Annotated in this window: 17 protein-coding genes; 7 read left to right on the plus strand and 10 right to left on the minus strand. The window is 69.2% G+C overall.

All coding sequences use genetic code 11. The annotated features are described in order from the left end of the window. Positions 1-218 precede the first annotated feature (218 nt). On the plus strand, positions 219-1,148 hold the full coding sequence (locus tag ACSHT8_RS18590; RefSeq protein WP_436492111.1) for an alpha/beta hydrolase family protein: 930 nt from the start codon (positions 219-221) through the stop codon (positions 1,146-1,148). A 174-nt stretch (positions 1,149-1,322) separates the two neighbouring features. On the opposite strand, the gene rfbD is transcribed toward ACSHT8_RS18590, so the two are convergent. Then, entirely contained in the window at positions 1,323-2,237 is a 915-nt protein-coding gene (gene rfbD, locus ACSHT8_RS18595) for a dTDP-4-dehydrorhamnose reductase (RefSeq protein WP_436492112.1), read from the minus strand. After that, positions 2,234-3,214, minus strand: coding sequence for a dTDP-glucose 4,6-dehydratase (gene rfbB, locus ACSHT8_RS18600; protein ID WP_436492113.1), 981 nt, complete (start codon positions 3,212-3,214; stop codon positions 2,234-2,236). The genes rfbD and rfbB overlap by 4 nt, the downstream gene beginning before the upstream one ends. Before the next feature lie 159 nt (positions 3,215-3,373). Here rfbB and ACSHT8_RS18605 point away from each other — a divergent pair, with 159 nt between their 5' ends. The 3 genes from ACSHT8_RS18605 to ACSHT8_RS18615 all read left to right on the plus strand — a co-directional run bounded on the left by ACSHT8_RS18605 (position 3,374) and on the right by ACSHT8_RS18615 (position 6,863). Then, complete coding sequence (locus ACSHT8_RS18605) at positions 3,374-4,948, plus strand: LCP family protein (protein WP_436492114.1); 1,575 nt, start codon at positions 3,374-3,376, stop codon at positions 4,946-4,948. 69 nt (positions 4,949-5,017) lie between these two features. Continuing rightward, complete coding sequence (locus ACSHT8_RS18610; protein WP_436492116.1) at positions 5,018-6,181, plus strand: LCP family protein; 1,164 nt, start codon at positions 5,018-5,020, stop codon at positions 6,179-6,181. A gap of 13 nt (positions 6,182-6,194) precedes the next feature. Further along, complete coding sequence (locus ACSHT8_RS18615) at positions 6,195-6,863, plus strand: TIGR03089 family protein (RefSeq protein ID WP_436492117.1); 669 nt, start codon at positions 6,195-6,197, stop codon at positions 6,861-6,863. On the opposite strand, the gene ACSHT8_RS18620 is transcribed toward ACSHT8_RS18615, so the two are convergent. Then, complete coding sequence (locus tag ACSHT8_RS18620) at positions 6,860-8,068, minus strand: MFS transporter (protein WP_436492118.1); 1,209 nt, start codon at positions 8,066-8,068, stop codon at positions 6,860-6,862. The genes ACSHT8_RS18615 and ACSHT8_RS18620 overlap by 4 nt on opposite strands. An 80-nt stretch (positions 8,069-8,148) precedes the next feature. Here ACSHT8_RS18620 and ACSHT8_RS18625 point away from each other — a divergent pair, with 80 nt between their 5' ends. Together ACSHT8_RS18625 and ACSHT8_RS18630 are read left to right on the plus strand one after the other, a co-directional pair. Further along, positions 8,149-9,018: a winged helix-turn-helix transcriptional regulator gene (locus ACSHT8_RS18625; RefSeq protein ID WP_436492119.1), complete on the plus strand. Its 870-nt coding sequence runs from the start codon at positions 8,149-8,151 to the stop codon at positions 9,016-9,018. A 32-nt stretch (positions 9,019-9,050) separates the two neighbouring features. After that, entirely contained in the window at positions 9,051-9,857 is an 807-nt protein-coding gene (locus tag ACSHT8_RS18630; RefSeq protein ID WP_436492120.1) for an SDR family NAD(P)-dependent oxidoreductase, read from the plus strand. Here ACSHT8_RS18630 and ACSHT8_RS18635 read toward each other — a convergent pair. The 3 genes from ACSHT8_RS18635 to ACSHT8_RS18645 form a co-directional block, all read right to left on the minus strand. Next, entirely contained in the window at positions 9,826-11,796 is a 1,971-nt protein-coding gene (locus ACSHT8_RS18635; RefSeq protein ID WP_436492121.1) for a molybdopterin-dependent oxidoreductase, read from the minus strand. The genes ACSHT8_RS18630 and ACSHT8_RS18635 overlap by 32 nt on opposite strands. Before the next feature lie 36 nt (positions 11,797-11,832). Then, entirely contained in the window at positions 11,833-12,342 is a 510-nt protein-coding gene (locus tag ACSHT8_RS18640; RefSeq protein ID WP_436492123.1) for a DinB family protein, read from the minus strand. Between the two features lie 139 nt (positions 12,343-12,481). Beyond that, entirely contained in the window at positions 12,482-13,642 is a 1,161-nt protein-coding gene (locus tag ACSHT8_RS18645) for an acyl-CoA dehydrogenase family protein (RefSeq protein ID WP_436492124.1), read from the minus strand. Positions 13,643-13,759: 117 nt separating this feature from the next. On the opposite strand from ACSHT8_RS18645, the gene ACSHT8_RS18650 reads away from it, so the two are divergent. Continuing rightward, positions 13,760-15,478, plus strand: coding sequence for an acyl-CoA dehydrogenase (locus ACSHT8_RS18650; protein ID WP_436492125.1), 1,719 nt, complete (start codon positions 13,760-13,762; stop codon positions 15,476-15,478). 45 nt (positions 15,479-15,523) lie between these two features. Here ACSHT8_RS18650 and ACSHT8_RS18655 read toward each other — a convergent pair whose 3' ends face one another. The 4 genes from ACSHT8_RS18655 to ACSHT8_RS18670 are packed head-to-tail and all read right to left on the minus strand — an operon-like array spanning position 15,524 to position 19,083. Continuing rightward, positions 15,524-16,183, minus strand: coding sequence for a rhomboid family intramembrane serine protease (locus tag ACSHT8_RS18655; protein WP_436492126.1), 660 nt, complete (start codon positions 16,181-16,183; stop codon positions 15,524-15,526). Between the two features lie 52 nt (positions 16,184-16,235). Then, the gene (purE, locus tag ACSHT8_RS18660) at positions 16,236-16,766 is read right to left on the minus strand and encodes a 5-(carboxyamino)imidazole ribonucleotide mutase (protein WP_436492127.1); all 531 of its coding nucleotides are present in this window, start codon (positions 16,764-16,766) and stop codon (positions 16,236-16,238) included. Then, complete coding sequence (locus ACSHT8_RS18665) at positions 16,739-17,911, minus strand: 5-(carboxyamino)imidazole ribonucleotide synthase (RefSeq protein WP_436492128.1); 1,173 nt, start codon at positions 17,909-17,911, stop codon at positions 16,739-16,741. The genes purE and ACSHT8_RS18665 overlap by 28 nt, the downstream gene beginning before the upstream one ends. Positions 17,912-17,922: 11 nt before the next feature. Continuing rightward, positions 17,923-19,083 (minus strand): glycosyltransferase 87 family protein, encoded by a 1,161-nt coding sequence (locus ACSHT8_RS18670; RefSeq protein ID WP_436492129.1) that lies wholly within the window; start codon positions 19,081-19,083, stop codon positions 17,923-17,925. Positions 19,084-19,129: the final 46 nt, after the last annotated feature.

Raw genomic sequence — 19,129 nt, forward strand, 5'->3', positions numbered from 1 at the left:
GTATCGGACAGCATGGGGGAATCATGAGGCGCTGGGTACTGGCGGCCGTTGTGGCCGTCGCGCTCGCCGCGATACCGGGGCCGACCGCGCTCGCCGCTCCGCGCGGCACACCTTGGGCAGGAGTCCTGCTCTCGGCGTCGCAGGTGTCGACCACGTCGCTGTATCCGCCGGGGACCACGGCGCACCGGATCAGGTACTTGTCGAGCAGTCCACAGGGGGTGCCGATCGTCGTCACAGGACTGACGCTGACACCGCCTGGCAAGCCACCCGCCGGCGGATGGCCGGTGATCGCGTGGGGCCACGGGACAACCGGCATCGGTGATGATTGTGCACCTTCGGCTGTTCCTGGCGCCGGTGCGTACTACGACAAGACGCTCAACCGGTTCCTGCGGGCTGGTTATGCGGTGGCCGCGACGGATTATCCCGGGTTGGGGAGCCCCGGGACGCATCCGTACTTAGTCGCGGAGTCAGAGGCCCGGGCGGTCATCGACTCGGTTCGGGCTGCGCGGCGGGTGACGCCGGGGTTATCGCGGGTATGGCTGGCGGCAGGCCATTCGCAGGGCGGACAGGCGGCGATGGCCACCGCGGAGATCGCTGATGAATATGGTGCGGGGCTTCGGTTCGAGGGTGCGGTGGTGTACGCGCCCGCACCGAACATGTCGGGGAATCTGCCGGACGAGCCGGTGGAGTTGCATCCGCTGGAGCAGACGTTCTACTCGATGATGTTGGTGGGGTTGAAGACTCAGCATCCGGAGCTGAACTACGGCGACTACCTTGGAACGCGGGCACAAGCCCTGCTGCCGGCGGTGCGGACCTTGTGTTTCGACGATCTGGCCGCACGGTTCGAGGCGGCGGCGTTGCCTGGCTCAGAGTTCGCACCAAGCAGCCCGGCGGCGACTCAGCAATTACGGGAATGGTTCACCACCAACGAGATCGGGCGACAACGGGCTGACGGACCGGTGCTGGTTGTCCAAGGCGCCGATGACCCGGTGGTACTGCCCACCGAGACCGAAAAGATGGTCACCTCATCCCGCGAACACGGATCGAACGTCGACTACAACCTCTACCCCGACGCCGACCATGGCGGCGTTCTGGACGCTTCCGCCCCAGACGTCCTGACCTGGCTGGCAAACCACACGCCCACATAAGCAGACTCAGAGAACTACGATGCAGATGCCTTCCATGGGAGCCGAAGTCCCCTGCACTTCCCTGCACCCTCGTCCTCGCTGCCCTGCTCGACCCAGCTCATAGGCGGGCTGCGCTAGCAGGCATGGGGTGGGCGGCTGGTCCGTGCGGACTTGGTTGCCGTCCTTGAGCTACGGCTACGCTTTTGGTTCTGGGCGGAAGTCTGTTGGGTGGTGTTTGAAGGCGCTTGTCAGGGACTTTCGCCAGTCTGGCAGCGGGGTTAGGCCCGCCGCTTGCCATGCCGTTCCCGACAACACCGAGTACGCGGGACGCTTTGCGGGAGTTGGGTAGTCCGCTGTTGTGAACGGGTGTACTCGGGTTGGGTCTGCACCCAGTTCCTCGAAAATCGCTCGGGCGAAGCCACACCATGTCGTTGATCCTGCGCCGGTGGCGTGGAGGATCTTCGTCGCAGGCGGGTGGCCGTCAGCGATCTTGGTGGCTAGTTCGATCAAACCCTTGGCCAGGTCGGCGGCCCAAGTGGGCGCTCCTACCTGGTCGTCAACGACCGACAACGTTTCCCGGGTCTGTTCCAACCGTGCCATCGTCTTGACGAAGTTCTGCCCGAAAGCGCTGTAGACCCAAGCGGTCCGCACTACCCAGGCGCGGGCGCCGGAAGCCAGGACGGCCTCTTCGCCCGCCAGCTTGGTGATTCCATAGACCGACTGCGGCCGCGTCGGGCTGTCCACTTCGTACGGACGATCCGCGGTCCCGTCGAACACATAGTCCGTCGACACGTGCACCAGCGGAACGCCTCGGGACGAACATGCCGCGGCGAGGACCCGTGGTCCGTCGGCGTTGACCGCGAAAGCTCGGGCGGTTTCCGCCTCCGCCTTGTCCACCGCGGTGTACGCGGCGGCGTTGATGACGATCGGGCGTCGGCCGGAGGCTTTGGCCCGATCGGACAGCACGGTGACCGCCTCGATGATCGAGCCTGCCTGGGTCAGGTCGAGGTCGGCCGAACCGACGGCTCGAACTGACACCTCGTCGCTGGTGAGGGCTGCCAGTTCGTGGCCGAGTTGCCCGGTGCCGCCGGGTACGAGGAGGTCGATCACGCCGATCGGGCCTTCAGTGGCTCCCACCAGGCACGGTTGTCGGCGTACCACTTGACCGTGTCGGCCAGGCCCTTGGCGAACGGGACCCGGGGCTCGTAGCCGAGCTCCGTACTGATCTTGGTGATGTCGACCGAGTAGCGGCGGTCGTGGGCCTTGCGGTCGATCACCGGCTGGACGAACGTCTCGTCGGTGCCGGTGGCCTCCAGGAGCAGGGTGGTCAGCTCGCGGTTCGTCAGTTCGGTGCCGCCGCCGATGTTGTAGATCTCGCCGGGGCGGCCGCCGTCCGCGACGAGTTGGATGCCGTGGCAGTGGTCGTCGACGTGCAGCCAGTCGCGGACGTTCAGGCCGTCGCCGTAGAGCGGGACCTTCGTGCCGTCCATCAGGTTGGTGGTGAACAGCGGGATGACCTTCTCCGGGAACTGGTACGGCCCGTAGTTGTTGGAACACCGGGTGACGCACACCGGCAGCCCATGGGTGCGGAAGTACGACCGGGCCAACAGGTCCGACGACGCCTTCGACGCCGAGTACGGGGAGTTCGGCTCCAGCGGGTGGGTCTCGGGCCACGAGCCGGACTCGATCGAGCCGTACACCTCGTCGGTAGACACATGCACGAACTTGCCGACCTGGGCCTCCAGCGCGGCCTGCAGCAGGGTCTGGGTGCCCAGCACGTTGGTGCGGACGAACTCCGACGACCCGGCGATGGACCGGTCCACGTGCGACTCGGCGGCGAAGTGGACCACCAGGTCGGTCCCGGCCATCGCGGCCACGACCGTCTCCGCATCGCAGATGTCGCCCTCGACGAAATGCAGGCGGGGACTGTCGGCGACCGGGGCGAGATTCTCCCGGTTGCCCGCGTACGTCAGCTTGTCGAGGACGACGACTTCGGCGTCGGCGAGTGACGGGTACGCGCCGGACAGTGCCTGTCGCACGTAGTGCGACCCGATGAACCCGGCTCCGCCCGTGACCAGCAACCGCATATCGCTCCACCATTCCTCTCGGCACCGCTGACCGAGTCTTTCATGGGCGTGGGCCGTGTCGCCCACTCGAGCGGGTAATCGCTGCCGGTGCCGAAACCCTTACCCACCCGACCTGGGTAATCTGGTGGGTGGGACGGGTCGGTACGGGGAGGAGCGCTCGTGGGCGAGCGTGCGCGGTGGATCGGCACGCAGGCAGTGCGGACCGTTGCGTTCACCGTGTCCGCGGCTGTACTGGCGGGTACGGGCTACGGCTGGTGGACCGTCGGCGACGTCGACAGCAACACCGTGACCACCGACGTCATCGCCGAGGATGTCGGTGCGCAGCGGGTGCCGCTCGACGGGGCGATCGACATGCTGCTGGTCGGCATGGACAGCCGCACCGACGCGTTCGGCAACCCGCTGCCCAAGGAAGTCCTGCAGATGCTCAACGGCGGCAAGGTCGACGGCGAGCGCAACACCGACACCATGATCCTGGTGCACATCCCGGTCGACGGCACCCGCGCGACGGCGTTCTCCTTCCCGCGCGACTCCTGGGTCGACATCGGTGAGGGGTTCGGCAAGCACAAGCTCAACTCGGCCTTCGTCTACGCCTACACCGACGCGCGCAAGACGCTGGCCGCCCAGGGCGTCACCGATCTGCGGGAACTCGACGAGAAGGCCACCGTCATCGGCCGCAAGAACCTGATCGCCACGATCGAGCGGCTGGTCGGCAACGCGGTGAAGATCGAGCGGTACGCCGAGGTCAACCTGGCCAGCTTCTACGAGGTCACCAAGGCCATCGGCGGCGTCGAGGTGTGCCTGAACGCCCCGGTCAGCGAGCCCAAGTCGGGCGCCAACTTCGCCGCGGGCCGCCAGACCATCTCCGGCAAGGAGGCGCTGTCGTTCGTCCGGCAGCGCTACGACCTGCCCAACGGCGACCTCGACCGGATCGTGCGCCAGCAGGTGTTTCTCGCCGCCCTCGCCGACAAGGTGCTGTCGGCCGACATGCTCACCAACCCGTCGAAGGCGCGGGAGCTGATCGGCGCGGTGCAGCGGTCGGTCGTGCTGTCGAAGAACTGGAACCTCTCGCAGTTCGCCGCCCAGATGCAGGGTCTCAGCGGCGGCAACATCGAGTTCCGCACCATCCCCACCGAGGGCGACGCCAAGATCGGCGGCGCGGACGTGCTCAAGGTCGACCCGGAGAAGGTGCACGAGTTCGTCGCCCGCTACACCGGCGCCGTCTACACCCCGCCGACGTCAGGCAAGCCGTCCTCCACAACGAGGCCGACCACCACCACCCCGACGTCGAGCGAGCTCTTCCCCGAGGCCACCACGGCGACACGCGCCAACGGGATCACCGTGGACGTGCGCAACGGCTCCAACACCGTCGGCCTCGCCGGTGAGGTGCTCAACGAGCTGGCGGGCCTGGGCTTCGGCCGCGGCCAGACCGCCGACGCCGCCGTGCAGACCAGCTCCGTCATCCGCTACGCGAAGGGCGAGCTGGCCACGGCCAAGCAGGTGGCGTCCTCGCTGGCGGGCCCGTTCGTGTTCGAGGAGGACCGGACCCTGCCCGCGGGCCGCGTCCGGATCGTCCTCGGCACCAGCTACCAGGTCGGCGACTCGCTGACCGGCGACCACCTGCTGCGCTTGGAACCCCCGGCGCCGACCAAGCCCACCACCACGACCCCGACCACCTCGACCCGTGCGACGCCGCCGCCGAAGATCGAGGCGGGCGGGGTCAACTGCGTGAACTGACCCCTATTACAGTCCGTGTCCGTCTAGCCTGTGACCAGGCGTGGAGCTAGCCATACGGGGGGACGCAAAGTGACGGGCCGGGCAGGCAGGGGCGCGCTGGTGGTCGGCCGCGTGATGGTCGCGCTGGTGTCGGTGGCCGCGCTGACCGGGATGGGGGCGGTCTGGTTCCAGGTCGACCAGCTCCAGGAGAGCGTCAACACCACCGACGCCATCAGCGCCGCGGGCAACGCGCCGGACGCGCCGTCGGCCGACGACGGCGCCAACGACATCCTGGTCGTCGGCAACGACACCCGCACCGACCTGCAGGGCCGTCCGCTGTCGGCCCGCGTGCTGCGCGAACTGCGCACCGAGGCCACCGACACGATCAACACCGACACCCTCATCCTGCTGCGCCTTCCCCGCAACGGCGGCAAGAGCTTCGCCATCTCGATCCCCCGCGACACCTACGTCCAGGTGCCGAACCACCGCGAGGAGAAGATCAACGGCGCGTACGGGGTCATCAAGGCCACGACCGCGCAGTCGATGGTCGACAGGGGCGAGAACGACCGGGAGAAGATCGAGCGCGAGTCCGACAACGCGGGCCGCACGGCGCTGGTACAGACCGTGCAGGGCCTCACCGGGGTCCGCGTCGACCACTACGTCGAGGTCACGCTCTACGGGTTCTACCTGCTCACCGAGGCCATCGACGGCGTCGACGTGTGCCTCAACCGCTCCACCAGTGACCCGGACTCCGGCGCGAACTTCCGCGGCGGCCCGCAGACCGTGCGCGGCGGCGACGCGGTCGCCTTCGTCCGCCAGCGCAAGGGCCTGCCGCGCGGCGACCTCGACCGGATCGTCCGGCAGCAGACGTTCTTGTCGTCGGCGATGAACAAGGTCCTCAGCGGCGGCACCCTGGCCGATCCGACCAAGCTGAACAAGCTGGAGAACGCCGTCGCCAAGACGGTCGTCATGGACCCCGGCCTGCACTTCCTCGACCTGGTCAACCAGGCGCAAGCGCTTGCGTCGGGCGCGATCGAGTTCGTGACGATCCCGGTGACCGGCGTCGGCGCGCGCAACGACCGGGGGCAGAGCATCATCACCGTCGACCTCGCCGCCGTCCGCGCCTACATCGGCGGCCTGGCCACGGCCAACCCGCCGCCCGCCCCGCCGCCGCCCGCGGTGACCGGGGACGGCTTCACCGGCAAGCGGCTGCTCAACTTCAACGCCCCCGCCGCCACCCCTTGCGTCTACTGACCCGGAGCCTTTCGTGAGTCTCACCGAGATCCTGCTGCGCCCGCTGCGTTCGGCGTCGGCGCGCCCGCTGATCACCCACTACGACGACGCCGCGGGCACGCGCGTCGAGCTGTCGGTGGCGACGGTGGCCAACTGGGCGGCGAAGACGGCGAACTGGCTGGTCGAGGAGCACGACGTGGAGCCGGGCACCCCGGTCGCCGTGCGGCTGCCCGCGCACTGGCAGACCGCGGGCATCCTGCTCGGCGCGTGGTGGTGCGGCGCCCACATCACCGACGACGACCCGGTGGTGACCTTCGCCGCGCCCGGCGAGTCCGGCGACGGCACGGTCGCGTCGGTGTCGCTCGACCCGATGGGCCGCGACCTCGGCGGCTCGACCGGCGCCCTGGTCGACTTCGTCGGCGAGGCCAGGATGTTCGGCGACGACTTCTTCGGCGAGCCGGTCGACGGGTCGACCCCGGCGCTCGCGGGGTCCACTGTGGACGAGGTGGTCGCGGCGGCCAAGGCGCTCGGCTACCCGGCAGGCGCCCGGGTGCTGTCGACTCGCGAGTGGACGGTGCCGGACGGTGTGCTCGCCGCGCTGGTCGGCCCGCTGGCGGTGGGCGGCTCGGTCGTCCAGGTCAGCAACCCGAGCCGACTCGACGCCCACCGCACCAGCGAGCGGACCACGCTCGACCTGCTCTAGACGGCCACCGGTTCGTCGACCAGGTCGCGGATCCGCCGGACCTCGCTGAACCACAGCGCGACCGGCGCGAGGAAAGCCAGGGCGCAGAACGCCCACAGCGTCGTGCGGGTGTCGGTCAGGGTCGACACCGTGCCCGCGGCGAGCGCGCCGATCGGGATGGCGCCCCAGGAGACGAAGCGGACCGTCGCCATCACCCGGGACAGCAGTTCCGGCGGGCTCGCGACCTGCCGGTGCGTGCGGGTGGCGATGCTGAACACGACCACGCCCGCACTGAAACCGCCGTGCCCCAACGCGAACAGCGCCATTCCCCAGATCCCGGCGCCCGCGGGTTGCAGGAGCCCGAGCACCGCGCCGACCACGGACGCGGCCATGATCGCGCGGGCGCTGCCCATCGCGTTGACGAGCCGGGTCGCCAGCGTCGCGCCGATCAGCGCGCCGACGCCGTCGAAGGCGACCAGCAGTCCGACGACGGCGGGCGCGGCGCCGAGATCGCGCACCAGGAACACCGGCACGAGCGCCATCAGCGCGCCGTTGACGAAGTTGATCGAGGTCGCGCCCGCGACGCACGGCCGCATCACCGGGTGCCGCAGGACGAACCGGAGTCCGTCGCGGATCTGGGTCAGTATCGGCGGTTGGGCTTCGGCCTTGGGCGCGCGTCCCTCGGGCAGCTTGCGCAGCAGGGCCGCGGAGACGAGGAAGCTGACCGCGTCGACCAGCAGCGTCGGCACGGCGCCCAGGAACTGCACCAGCAGGCCGCCGACACCCGGGCCGCCCATGGTGGTGGTCGAGTGGGTCGCGGAGATGAGGCTGTTGCGCGAGGTCAGTTCGTCCTTGGCCACGATCGACGGCAGGAACGTCGCGTTGCCGACGTCGAACACCACGTTGGCGAAGCTGACCACCAGCGCCGCGACGACCAGGTGGGCGAGCGTCAGCCCACCCAGCCACCACGCGAGCGGGATCGAGCCGATGGCCGCCGCCCGCGCCAGGTCCATGGCGACCTGGGTGCCGCGCAACGGGAGCCGCCGGACGATCACCCCGGCGGGCAGCCCGATGACGATCCACGCCGCGTAGGACGCCGCCGCGACCAGCCCGACCTCGAACGCCGACGCGCCCAGCACGGTGACCGCCACCAGCGGCAGCGCCACCGCCGTCACCGCCGTGCCGACCTGGCTGATCGCGCCCGCCGCCCAGTACCGCCAGAACATCGCCGCCCCCAACGTTCGCTCAGTGAGTTCCCAATCGGAACTCACTATAGTGGGTGAGGTCAACGACGTAAGCGAGGGCCATGAAGCACAGCGATCTGACCGACGCCGAGTGCGCGATCGCGCAGGCCCTCGGCGTCGTCGGCGACTGGTGGACGCTGCTGGTCGTGCGTGACATCGCGGGCGGGATCACCCGGTTCGACGCGCTGCAGCGGGAGCTGGACGTCAGCCGCAAGACCCTCACCGAGCGGCTGAAAGCGCTGGTAGAGCACGGCGTCGTGGCCAAACACCGCTACCACGACCACCCGCCGCGCTACGAGTACAAGCTCACCGACGCTGGCCGCGGGCTGCTGCCGGTCCTCATCGCACTACAGGACTGGGGGACGCGGTTCGTCGCGGGCGACGGCTCGCTCACCGCGACCACAACTCCGACGTCCGCCGAGGCCCGGCGCGTGCACGGGCTGGTCGGCCACCGCGTGCCCGCGCTCGCACTTCGGTCCGGACGCGGCGAACTCGTCGACCCGGCCGACCGCTGGGCGGTCCTCTACTGCTTCCCCGGCGCGTTCGCCCCGAACAGCAACCCGTTCCCGCCCGAGTGGTCCGACATCCCCGGCGCGGCGGGCTGCACGCTGGAGTCGATGACCTACCGCGACCGACACGCGTCGTTCGTCGATCGGGACGTGGTGGTGCGCGGCATCAGCACCCAGCGGCCGGACCAGCTGCGCGCGTTCGCCGACCACGCGGACCTGCCGTTCGACCTGCTCTCCGACGAGGATCTGGCCTTCGCCGCGGGGCTGCGGCTGCCGACGTTCCGCGCGGCCGGGGTGGACCGACTCAAGCGGGTCACGCTGCTGGTCGACCCGACGCGGACAGTCCGGTTCGTCCAGTTCCCCATCACCGACCCGGCGGGATCGGTCGACGAGGCCCTTGCCCAGCTAACTTACTTGAAGTAAGTTACTCGGGGTAACACCTTCGAGGAGGCAGCGTGGAATCGTTCGCGGGCAAGGTCGCCGTCGTCACCGGGGCAGGGTCAGGGATCGGCCGGGCGCTGGTCCGCACACTCGTCGCCGAGGGCGCCAAGGTCGCCGCGTCGGACATCGACAAGGCGGGCCTGGCGGAGACCGCGGCCCTCGCGGGCGACGCGGTGCGCACCTACGAACTCGACGTCGCCAACCGCGACGCGGTCTACGCGCACGCCGCGGAGGTCGCCGCCGACTTCGGCCGGGTCGACCTGGTGATCAACAACGCGGGCGTCGCGCTGCGCGGCACCGTCCGCGAGATGACCGACGAAGACCTCCAGTGGATCATGGACATCGACTTCTGGGGCGTGGCACACGGCTCACGCGCGTTCCTCCCGCACCTGATCGCGAGCCAGGGCCACCTGGTCAACGTCTCCAGCGTGTTCGGCCTGATCGGCGTGCCGACCCAGAGCGCGTACAACGCGGCCAAGTTCGCCGTGCGCGGCTTCACCGAGGCGCTGCGGCAGGAGATGCGGATCGAGGGCACCAAGGTCGGGGTGTCGTGCGTGCACCCGGGCGGCATCAAGACCAACATCGCCCGCAACGCCCGCACCTCGGACCCGACCCAGGCGTCGGCCTTCGCGAAGTCCCTCGACCAGGTCGCCATGACCAGCCCGGAGAGCGCGGCCCGCACCATCCTCAACGGCGTGAAGCGCGACCGCGCCCGCATCCTGATCGGCGCGGACGCCTACGTGATCGATGTCCTGCCTAGGCTGCTCGGCTCGTTCTACCAGCCGCTGGTCACCCTCTTCTCGAAGCGACTGTCACGCTGACGCCGTTCAGCACGGCATTGCCACTGGCGTCGACGTCGCTCGGGTCGGTCAGCGCGTTGGCGTTTGCCTGAGCGTAGCCGTGCGGGAGGCTGACCACGCCGGGCATGATGTCGTCGGTCACGATCACCGGGACCTCGATTTCCCCGACGGCGGAACGGATTCGAACCGTGTCGCCGTCGGTGATTCCGCGCTCGGCGCAGTCGGCCGGGTGCATGAGCAGGTGGTGGCGCGGCTTGCCTTTGGTGAGCCGCGCTATGTCGTTCATCCACGAGTTGTTCGCGCGCAGATGCCTGCGACCGATGAGCAGCAGCCCTTGTGGCACAGGGATGTCCTTGACCGCTTTGGCTGCCTCGACGATCAGCGGCGGGGTCAGGTCGATCTGGTGCGGGCCGCTCGGGGTGAGCGGGCCGAGATCGATGCCGTGCGGGTGCTGTCGCAGTTTGCGCAGGGAGAGGCGATAGGGGCCGAGCCTGAGCAGGGCGTCCACGATCAGTTTCGGGCTCAACCGGAGGCGTTGGGCTTTGAGCCGGTGGAAGTGCCTGCCGTAGCGCAGGCCGAGGTCCCGGAAGATTTCCCAGTCGTGGCGGGCTTCCGCGGGCTTGGGGAAGACCGCGGGCGAGAAGCGGGCTGTGTTGCGGACGGCCAGGGCGTGGAAGATCAGGTCGTAGTGGTCGCGTTCGAGGGCGGTCGTCGGGGGCAGGATGAGATCGGCGTGCCGGGTGGTCTCGTTGATCCTCGGGTCTATGGCGACGAAGAAGTCCAGTGTCTTCAGGAACTTCTCGACGCTCGGACCGTCCGGTGTAGACAGCGCTGGATTGCCCGCTGACACCACCATCGCGCGGATGCCTTGTTCGGTGAGCGTGGACACCGGGAGCTCGCCCGCGAACTCCGGCAGTCCTCGGGTGCTGCGCCACCTGTTCCTGGCGCCGTGGCCGGTGATGCGGACCAGGTCGACGGCGGGCTTGGCGAACAGTGCGCCGCCGGGTCGGTCGAAGTTGCCGGTGATGATGTTGAGGACCTGGATCGCCCACTGGCAGACGAGCCCGTGCCGCTGGGTGGAGACGCCGGTGCGGCCGTAGCAGACGGCTCGGCCCGCGCTGGCGAATTCTGTTGCCAGACGGCGGATACCGGTCACCTTTGTGATCTTCTCGGCCCAGTCGACGGGGACGGCGAGGGGTCTCATGTCGTCGTATCCGGGTGTCTGTTCGAGGATGACGCCGATCATCGCCAACAGGAGGGCGGCGTCGGTGCCTGGCCGGATGAAGTGGTGCTCGTCGGCGGACTTTGCGGTCTCGGTCCGGCGCGGGTCGATGACGACCATGCGACCGCCGCGTTGACGGAGTTCCTTGCGGCGGTTGGCGAAGTCGGGGACGGTCATCATGCTTCCGTTCGACACCAACGGGTTGGCGCCGATGACGAGGAAGTGGTCGGTGCGGTCGATGTCGGGCACGGGGAGGCGGAACTGGTGCCCGAACATGAGCGCGGCGGTGAGCTGGTGCGGCAGCTGGTCGACGGAGGTGGCGGAGAAGCGGTTGCGGGTGTCGAGGAGGTTGAGGAAGGCGGTGCCGTGGGTGAGGGCGCCGAGGCTGTGCACGGTCGGGTTGCCTTGGTAGACGCCGACCGCGTCCGGGCCGTGTTGCTTGCGGATCGCGGTGAGGCGGTCGACGGTCAAGTCGAAGGCTTCGTCCCAGGAGATCCCGACCCAGCCGTTTGACGTGCGGCGGATGGGGGTGCGGAGGCGGTCGCCTTCGTGGATGTCTTGCAGGGCAAGGGCTTTGGGGCAGAGGTGGCCACGGGATAGCGGGTCGTGGGGGTCACCGTGAATGGCGACGACACGGCCGGAGTCAGTGGTGACCTCCAGTCCACAAATCGCCTCACACAGAGAACACGCGACAAGGGCCACCACCCGAGTCTTGCCCACCAGGCGGCGCCCGTCCACCCCGCCGGGCCCGCACCGGGCCCGGCGTACCGCCCGTCAGCCCATGCTCTTCTGCCCGTCCAACGCCTCGCGGATGATGTCCGCGTGCCCCGCGTGCTGCGCGGTCTCGGCGATGATGTGCACGAACACCCGCCGTGCCGACCACCGAGCGCCCGGCTCGAACCACGGCGCCGCGGGCAGCGGCTGGCTCGCGTCGAGGTCCTCGATCGTGGCCAGGAGCTCGTCGGTCTCCCTGGCGATCTCCTCGTAGCGGGCGAGCTGCCCCTCCAGCGTCTCCCCCTCGACCAGCCGGTGCTGGTCCGCCCAGTCCTCCGCGCCGCTCGCCATCGCGTCCGGGCCGTGCTGGATGAACCGCACCCAGCTCTGCTCGACGGTGGCGACGTGCTTGATCAGCCCGCCCAGCGTCAGCTCGCTGACCGTCGTCCGCAGGCGCGCCTGCTCGTCGGTGACCCCCTGGGCGGTGAACCGGAACAGCCCCCGGTGCTTGGCCAGCAGCTGCAGCAGGTCGGCCCGCTCACCCGTCACGACGATCTCGGTGCTGGTCATGATCTCTCCCTCTCGATTGCCTGTAAGAGAGACGATATGACCCGTTGCGGTCAGGTCCGGTCCTAAAGGACAGGAGGTTTCCGGAAACGACTCGGGCGGCCCGGTCCGAAGACCGAGCCGCCCGAATGAGAACCCTGGATCAGCCCTTGAGGATCTGCCGCGCCATCACCATGCGCTGGATCTGGTTGGTGCCCTCATAGATCTGGGTGATCTTCGCGTCGCGCATCATGCGTTCCACGGGGAAGTCGCGGGTGTAGCCTGCGCCGCCGAACAGCTGGACGGCGTCCGTGGTGACCGACATCGCGGTGTCCGAGGCGAAGGTCTTGGCGGCGCTGGAGGCGAAGGACGCGTCCGGTTCGCCGCGTTCGACCTTGGCGGCGGCGGCGTACACCAGGTGGCGGGACGCCTCGATGCGCATGGCCATGTCGGCGATCATGAACTGGACGCCCTGGAACTCGGCGATGGCCTTGCCGAACTGCTTGCGGTCGCGGACGTAGGCCACCGTCGCGTCCAGTGCGCCCTGGGCGATGCCGAGGGCCTGGGCGCCGATGGAGTGGCGCGTGTGGTCCAGCGTCTTGAACGCCAGGCGCAGGCCCTGGCCGGGCTCGCCGATGATGCGGTCGGCGGGGATGGTGCAGTTCTCGAAGTGGATCTCGCGGGTCGGGGAGCCCTTGATGCCGAGCTTGCGCTCCTTCGAGCCGACCACGAAGCCCGGGTCGTCCTTGTGGACCATGAACGCCGAGATGCCGTCGGCGGGCTTCGCGGCCGAAGGGTCGGACACCGCCATCACCGTGTACCAACTGGACTCGCCCGCGTTGGTGATCCAGCACTTCGTGCCGTTGAGGACCCAGTGGTCGCCGTCGAGCAGGGCGCGGGTGCGCATCGACGCGGTGTCGGAGCCCGCCTCGCGCTCGGAGAGGGCGTAGGAGGCCATCTCACCGGCGGCGATGGACGGCAGGACCTGCTTCTTCAGCTCCTCCGAGCCGCCCAGGATCAGGTTCATCGTGCCGAGCTTGTTGACCGCGGGGATCAGCGACGAGGACGCGCACACCCGGGCGACCTCCTCGATGACGATGTTCGTCGCGACCGAGTCCGCGCCCTGGCCGTCGTAGGCCTCGGCGATGTGCGGCGCGGCGAAACCGGCCTTGACCAGCGCGCGCTGCGCCTCGATCGGGTAGCGCTCGTTTTCGTCCACGTCGGCGGCGTGCGGGGCGATCTCCTTCTCCGCCAGGTCGCGCACGGCCTCGCGCAGCGCGTTGTGCTCGTCGCCGAGCTGGTAGAGACCGAAGCCCGCGTCCACTGTTACCTCCCGGTAGCCACCACGTTCGCCAACGATGTTAGTACGCGTTTACTTGGATGTCCTTGTGTCCTGACGCACCACTTCCCAACAAAGTTACCGACCGGTAGCTTGACCCTCATGACAAGTCTGCTGTTCAACCCCGCGACGTACGACCCGCAGCACTTCGACCTGGAGACCCGCAGGCTGCTGCGCGCGACCATCGACTGGTTCGAGGATCGCGGCAAGCGGGCACTGGTCAGCAAGTACCACGCCAAGGAGTTCCACGCCGACTTCCTGGAGTTCGCCGCCAAGGAGAACCTCTTCGCGACCCTGCTCACCCCGGCGGCGGACGCGGCGGGCGACGAGAACAAGCGCTGGGACACCGCCCGCGTCGCCGCGCTGTCGGAGATCCTCGGCTTCTACGGCCTGAGCTACTGGTACCCGTGGCAGGTCACCATCCTCGGCCTCGGCCCGGTGTGGCAGAGCGCGAACCCGGCCGCCCGCGCCCGCGCCGCCCAGGTGCTCGCCGACGGCGGGGTGTGCGCGTTCGGACTGTCCGAGAAGGCCCACGGCGCCGACATCTACTCCACCGACATGGTGCTCACGCCCGACGGCGACGGTGGCTACCGGGCCAACGGCGGCAAGTACTACATCGGCAACGGCAACGTCGCGGGCGTCGTGTCCGTGTTCGGCCGCGTCGAGGGGATCGACGGCCCGGAGGGCTACGTCTTCTTCACCGCCGACAGCGCCCACCCGAACTACCACCTGGTCAAGAACGTCGTCCCGTCGGCGATCTACGTCTCCGAGTTCCACCTCGACGACTACCCGGTCACCGCCGACGACATCCTGCACACCGGCCCCGCCGCCTTCGACGCGGCGCTCAACACGGTCAACGTGGGCAAGTTCAACCTGTGCTTCGGCGGCATCGGCATCGCCGAGCACGCCCTCTACGAGGCCATCACGCACGCCCACAACCGCATCCTCTACGGCAACCGCGTGACCGACTTCCCGCACGTGCGGTCCTACCTGGTCGACGCCTACGCGCGCCTGGTCGCCTCCAAGCTGTTCTGCGACCGCGCCGTCGACTACTTCCGCTCCGCCGGGCCGGACGACCGCCGCTACCTGCTGTTCAACCCGGTCACCAAGATGCAGGCGACCACCGAGGCCGAGCGCATCGTGGGCCTGCTCAGCGAGGTCACCTCCGCCAAGAGCTTCGAGGCCGACACCTACCTGACGATCGCGGCCACCGACATCCGCGGCCTGCCGAAGCTCGAAGGCACCGTCGCGGTCAACCTGGCGCTGATCCTCAAGTTCATGCCGCAGTACCTGTTCGCCCCGGTCGAGTACCCGCCGGTGCCGACGCGCCACGACGCCGCCGACGACGTGTTCCTGTTCAACCAGGGCCCCGCCCGCGGCCTGGGCAAGGTCCGCTTCCACGACTGGCGCGAGGCGTACCGCACGTTCGTGCACGTGCCCAACGTCGAGGTGTTCGCCCAGCAGGCCGAGGCCTTCGCCGAGCTGCTGCTGACCGCCCCGCCGTCGGAAGACCAGCAGAAGGACCTGAACTACCTGCTGACCCTGGGCGAGCTGTTCACCCTGATCGTTTACGGGCAGCTGATCCTGGAGCAGGCCGAGCTGACCGGTGTCGACCCGCTCGTGCTCGACCAGGTCTTCGACGCGCTCATCCGGGACTTCTCCGGCCACGCGATCGCCCTGCACAGCAAGCCGTCGTCGACCCTGGCGCAGCAGCAGTGGGCCCTGGGCGCGGTGCGCAAGCCGGTCGTCGACCAGGCCCGCTTCGACCATGTGTGGGGCCAGGTCGAAGGGCTGTCCGGCGCCTACGAGATGAACGCCTGACCGGACCCCGTTGGTGACCCGGGTCCCGGGTCACCAACGGGTCGCCTAGCTGGTCGCGGACGGCAGCTGAACGGTGCTGTCCGGTTCGCTCTTGGGACGCCGCTCCCGGAAGACCCAACCGCCCACCACTCCGCCGACGAAGCCGAACATGTGGCCCTGCCAGCTGATCCCGGCTTCGGTCGGCAGCAGCGCGGCGAACTGGTAGGCGAAGCACAGCGCCATCACCAGGCCGATCACGATGTCGATCAGATGCCGGTCGAAGACACCGCGGACCAGGATGTAGCCCAGGTACCCGAAGACCATCCCGCTGGCGCCCACGGTGACCGCCGCGGTGTCCGACAGGAACCACACACCGAGCCCGCTGGTGACCGCTATCAGCAACGAGACCCACAGGAACTTCTTGACGCCCCGGTAGGCCGCGAGGAATCCGAAGATGAACAGGGGGCCCGAGTTGCCCTCGATGTGCCCCCAGCTCCCGTGTAGCAGCGGCGCGGTGAAGATCTCCGGCAGCGAGCCGGGGTTCCACGCCTCGATGCCGTACTCCATGCTCAGGTCGTAGCCGCTGAGCGCGTTGGCGATCTGCGCCACCCAGATCACCGCGAGGAACGCGACCATCGTCCACAGCGCCTTGCGCGCCTCGGCGATCATCGCCGCCGGATCGCCGCCCAGGCTTCTCGCCGGGCTCCCTGCGTCCTTGCCGTCCATGTACTTCCCCCAGGTCAGAGCTTCGAATGACGGCAGATTAGCCGACTCGCCGTCAGAGGGAGGCGCGCAGCGCGGCGTCCTTCTCCAGGACCAGTTTCTCCAAGTCAGCCTGGAACTCCAATATCCGCGCCCGCAGCGACTCGTCGGACGCGGCCAGGATGCGGACCGCCAGCAGGCCCGCGTTGCGGGCGCCCCCGACCGAGACCGTCGCGACGGGGATACCGGCGGGCATCTGGACGATCGACAGCAGCGAGTCCATGCCGTCGAGGTACTTCAGCGGGACCGGCACGCCGATCACCGGCAGGACGGTGGCCGAGGCGACCATGCCCGGCAGGTGCGCGGCGCCGCCCGCGCCGGCGATGATCGCCTTCAGGCCGCGGCCCGCGGCGTCGCGGGCGTAGTCGAGCATGCGCTGGGGGGTGCGGTGGGCGGAGACGACGCTCACCTCGTGGGGCACGTCGAACTCGGCGAGGGCCTCGGCGGCAAGGCGCATGACCGGCCAGTCCGAGTCGCTGCCCATGATCACGCCGACAAGGGGGTTGGACACAGTTACTCCTAGTGGATCTCGTACCCGTCGAGCCATTCGCCGTGCGACAGCCAGTGCGCGGCGAGCTTCGCGCGGGTGCGGACGTCGGTCATGTCGTCGCCGAGCAGGGTGACGTGGCCGATCTTGCGGCCGGGCCGCTCCTGCTTGCCGTAGTAGTGCACGTGGGCGTCGCGGTAGCGGGCGAACAGGTGGTGCAGGCGCTCGTCGGCGCCCATGGCGGGAGCCTCGGGCGCGCCGAGCACGTTGGCCATCACCACCGCGGGGGCCAGCGCGTCGGTCGCGCCGAGCGGGTAGTCGAGGACGGCGCGCAGGTGCTGCTCGAACTGGGAGGTCCGGGCACCCTCGATGGTCCAGTGGCCCGAGTTGTGCGGGCGCATGGCGAGTTCGTTGACGACGATGCCGTCGTCGGTCTGGAACAGCTCGACCGCGAGCACCCCGACGACACCCAACTCGGAAGCGACCCGCAGCGCCAGGTCCTGCGCCTGCTCGGCCAGTTCGGCGGACACCTCCGGCGCGGGCGCCAGCACCTCGACGCAGATGCCGTCGACCTGCACGGTCTCCACCAGCGGCCAGCACGCGCCCTGGCCGAACGGCGACCGCGCGACCAGCGCGGCCAGCTCCCGGCGCAGCGGCACCTTCTGCTCCACCAGCAGCGGCGTCCCGGCGGCCAGCAGCTCGTCGACGATCACCGCGTCCTCGGGCGAGTCCAGGATCCACACTCCGCGACCGTCGTAGCCGCCGCGCGCGGCCTTCAGCACACACGGCCACTGGCCGAACTCGTGCAGGTCGGCGACCGAGGTGACCTCGGCGAAGTCCGGGATGGGCAGCCCCAGCTCGGCGAGCTTGCGCCGCATCACCAGCTTGTCCTGGGCGTGCACCAGCGCGTCCGGCCCGGGCCGCACCTCGACGCCCTCGGCGAGCAGCGCCCGCAGGTGCTCGGTCGGCACGTGCTCGTGGTCGAAGGTCAGCACGTCGCAGTCGGCGGCGAACTTCCGCAGCGCGTCGAGGTCGGTGTGGTGTCCGAGGGACACGTTCGGCGACACCAGCGGCGCCGGTTCGTCGGCGGAGACCGCCAACACGTGCAGCGACTGGCCGAGCGCGACAGCCGCCTGATGGGTCATGCGGGCCAACTGCCCGCCGCCCACCATCCCGACGACGGGGAAACCGGTACGTGCGTCCACGGTGGGCAACACTAACGCTGGAGTCGCCTGACCAGGACAATCACCCCGGCCACGAGCGGCACGAGCAGGTATGCGCTGCCGATGACGAACTCGGCGGGTGTCCACTCCAGTTCGATGTCGTTGCTGTGCCGCATGGCCAACAGCACGCAGCTCGCGTAGACGGCGACGACCGCGCCGACCGGCGCGAAGTCGCGCGGCCGCGGCCGGTCGGGCAGGCGGGAGAGCAGGAACACCACCAGCGGCACCGACCACACCCAGTGGTGCGACCACGAGACCGGGCTCACAGCAAGACCGAGGAACGCGGTCACCAGCAGCGCGGGCAGCGGCCGGTCCCGAAAGCGCCGGACCCACATCAGGCACGGGATGGCGAGCAGGATGCCGAGCGGCACCGCGAGGCGCATCGTCCAGTCGGCGTTGTCGCTCAGCCGCAGGATCAGGCCGTTGAGCGACTGGTTGCCCGCCCAGTGGATCGGCCCGATGCGCTGCGGGTCGCGCACGGCGTTGGTCCAGAACTCGGTCACGTCGTGCGGGACGACCAGCCACATCGTCGCCTGCAGCGCCACGAAGGTGACCATGGCGCGCGCGGCGTCGGCGCGGCGGCCGATCAGCAGCAGGTGCACGACGAAGATCAGCGGGGTCAGCTTGATCGCCGCGGCGACGCCGACGAACACGCCGCGCGGCTTGCCGGTCAGCACGTCGATGACGATCAGTGCCATCAGGACCAGGTTGATCTGTCCGAGCAGAACGGTGCGCCACACCGGTTCCAGTCCGAGCAGGACCACACCGAGGACGGCGACGGTCCGCGCCGGGTCCATCCACTGTGGACGGTTCGGGATCGCCTCGACCGACAGCTTGACGACCCAGACGCAGGCGATGATCGAGACCGCGCCGAGGATTCCCCAGCTGACCTGCGTGGGCACCAGCGACATCGGCAGGAAAAGCAGCGTCGCCGTCGGCGGGTAGGTGAACGGCAGCCGCGCCCACGAAGGCTCGTGGGACAGGAAAGGTAAGTCGTAGAGCGGTTCCCCGTGCAACAGAGCGACCGCGCCGGAGCGGTAGACCGCGCTGTCCACACCCAAGTGCCAGCCGAGAAGCCAGCCTACGATCCCGGCCACCACACAGACAGCGGGGAAGAAGTACACCGACGCCCACACGCGGGACCGTGTGGCCACGGCAGTATCGATCACGGGCCACAGCAAATCACGGCTTCACCGAGTG

Source organism: Actinokineospora sp. HUAS TT18 (genome assembly GCF_051364635.1).
Lineage (GTDB): Bacteria > Actinomycetota > Actinomycetes > Mycobacteriales > Pseudonocardiaceae > Actinokineospora.

Bases quoted from the DNA above. Each gene is read 5' to 3' on its own strand.
- ACSHT8_RS18655 (WP_436492126.1), bottom strand. From the start codon at position 16,183: ATGGACGGCAAGGACGCAGGGAGCCCGGCGAGAAGCCTGGGCGGCGAT.
- ACSHT8_RS18625 (WP_436492119.1), top strand. From the start codon at position 8,149: ATGAAGCACAGCGATCTGACCGACGCCGAGTGCGCGATCGCGCAGGCC.
- ACSHT8_RS18620 (WP_436492118.1), bottom strand. From the start codon at position 8,068: ATGTTCTGGCGGTACTGGGCGGCGGGCGCGATCAGCCAGGTCGGCACG.
- ACSHT8_RS18650 (WP_436492125.1), top strand. From the start codon at position 13,760: ATGACAAGTCTGCTGTTCAACCCCGCGACGTACGACCCGCAGCACTTC.
- ACSHT8_RS18640 (WP_436492123.1), bottom strand. From the start codon at position 12,342: ATGACCAGCACCGAGATCGTCGTGACGGGTGAGCGGGCCGACCTGCTG.
- purE (WP_436492127.1), bottom strand. From the start codon at position 16,766: ATGGCTCGACGGGTACGAGATCCACTAGGAGTAACTGTGTCCAACCCC.
- rfbB (WP_436492113.1), bottom strand. From the start codon at position 3,214: ATGCGGTTGCTGGTCACGGGCGGAGCCGGGTTCATCGGGTCGCACTAC.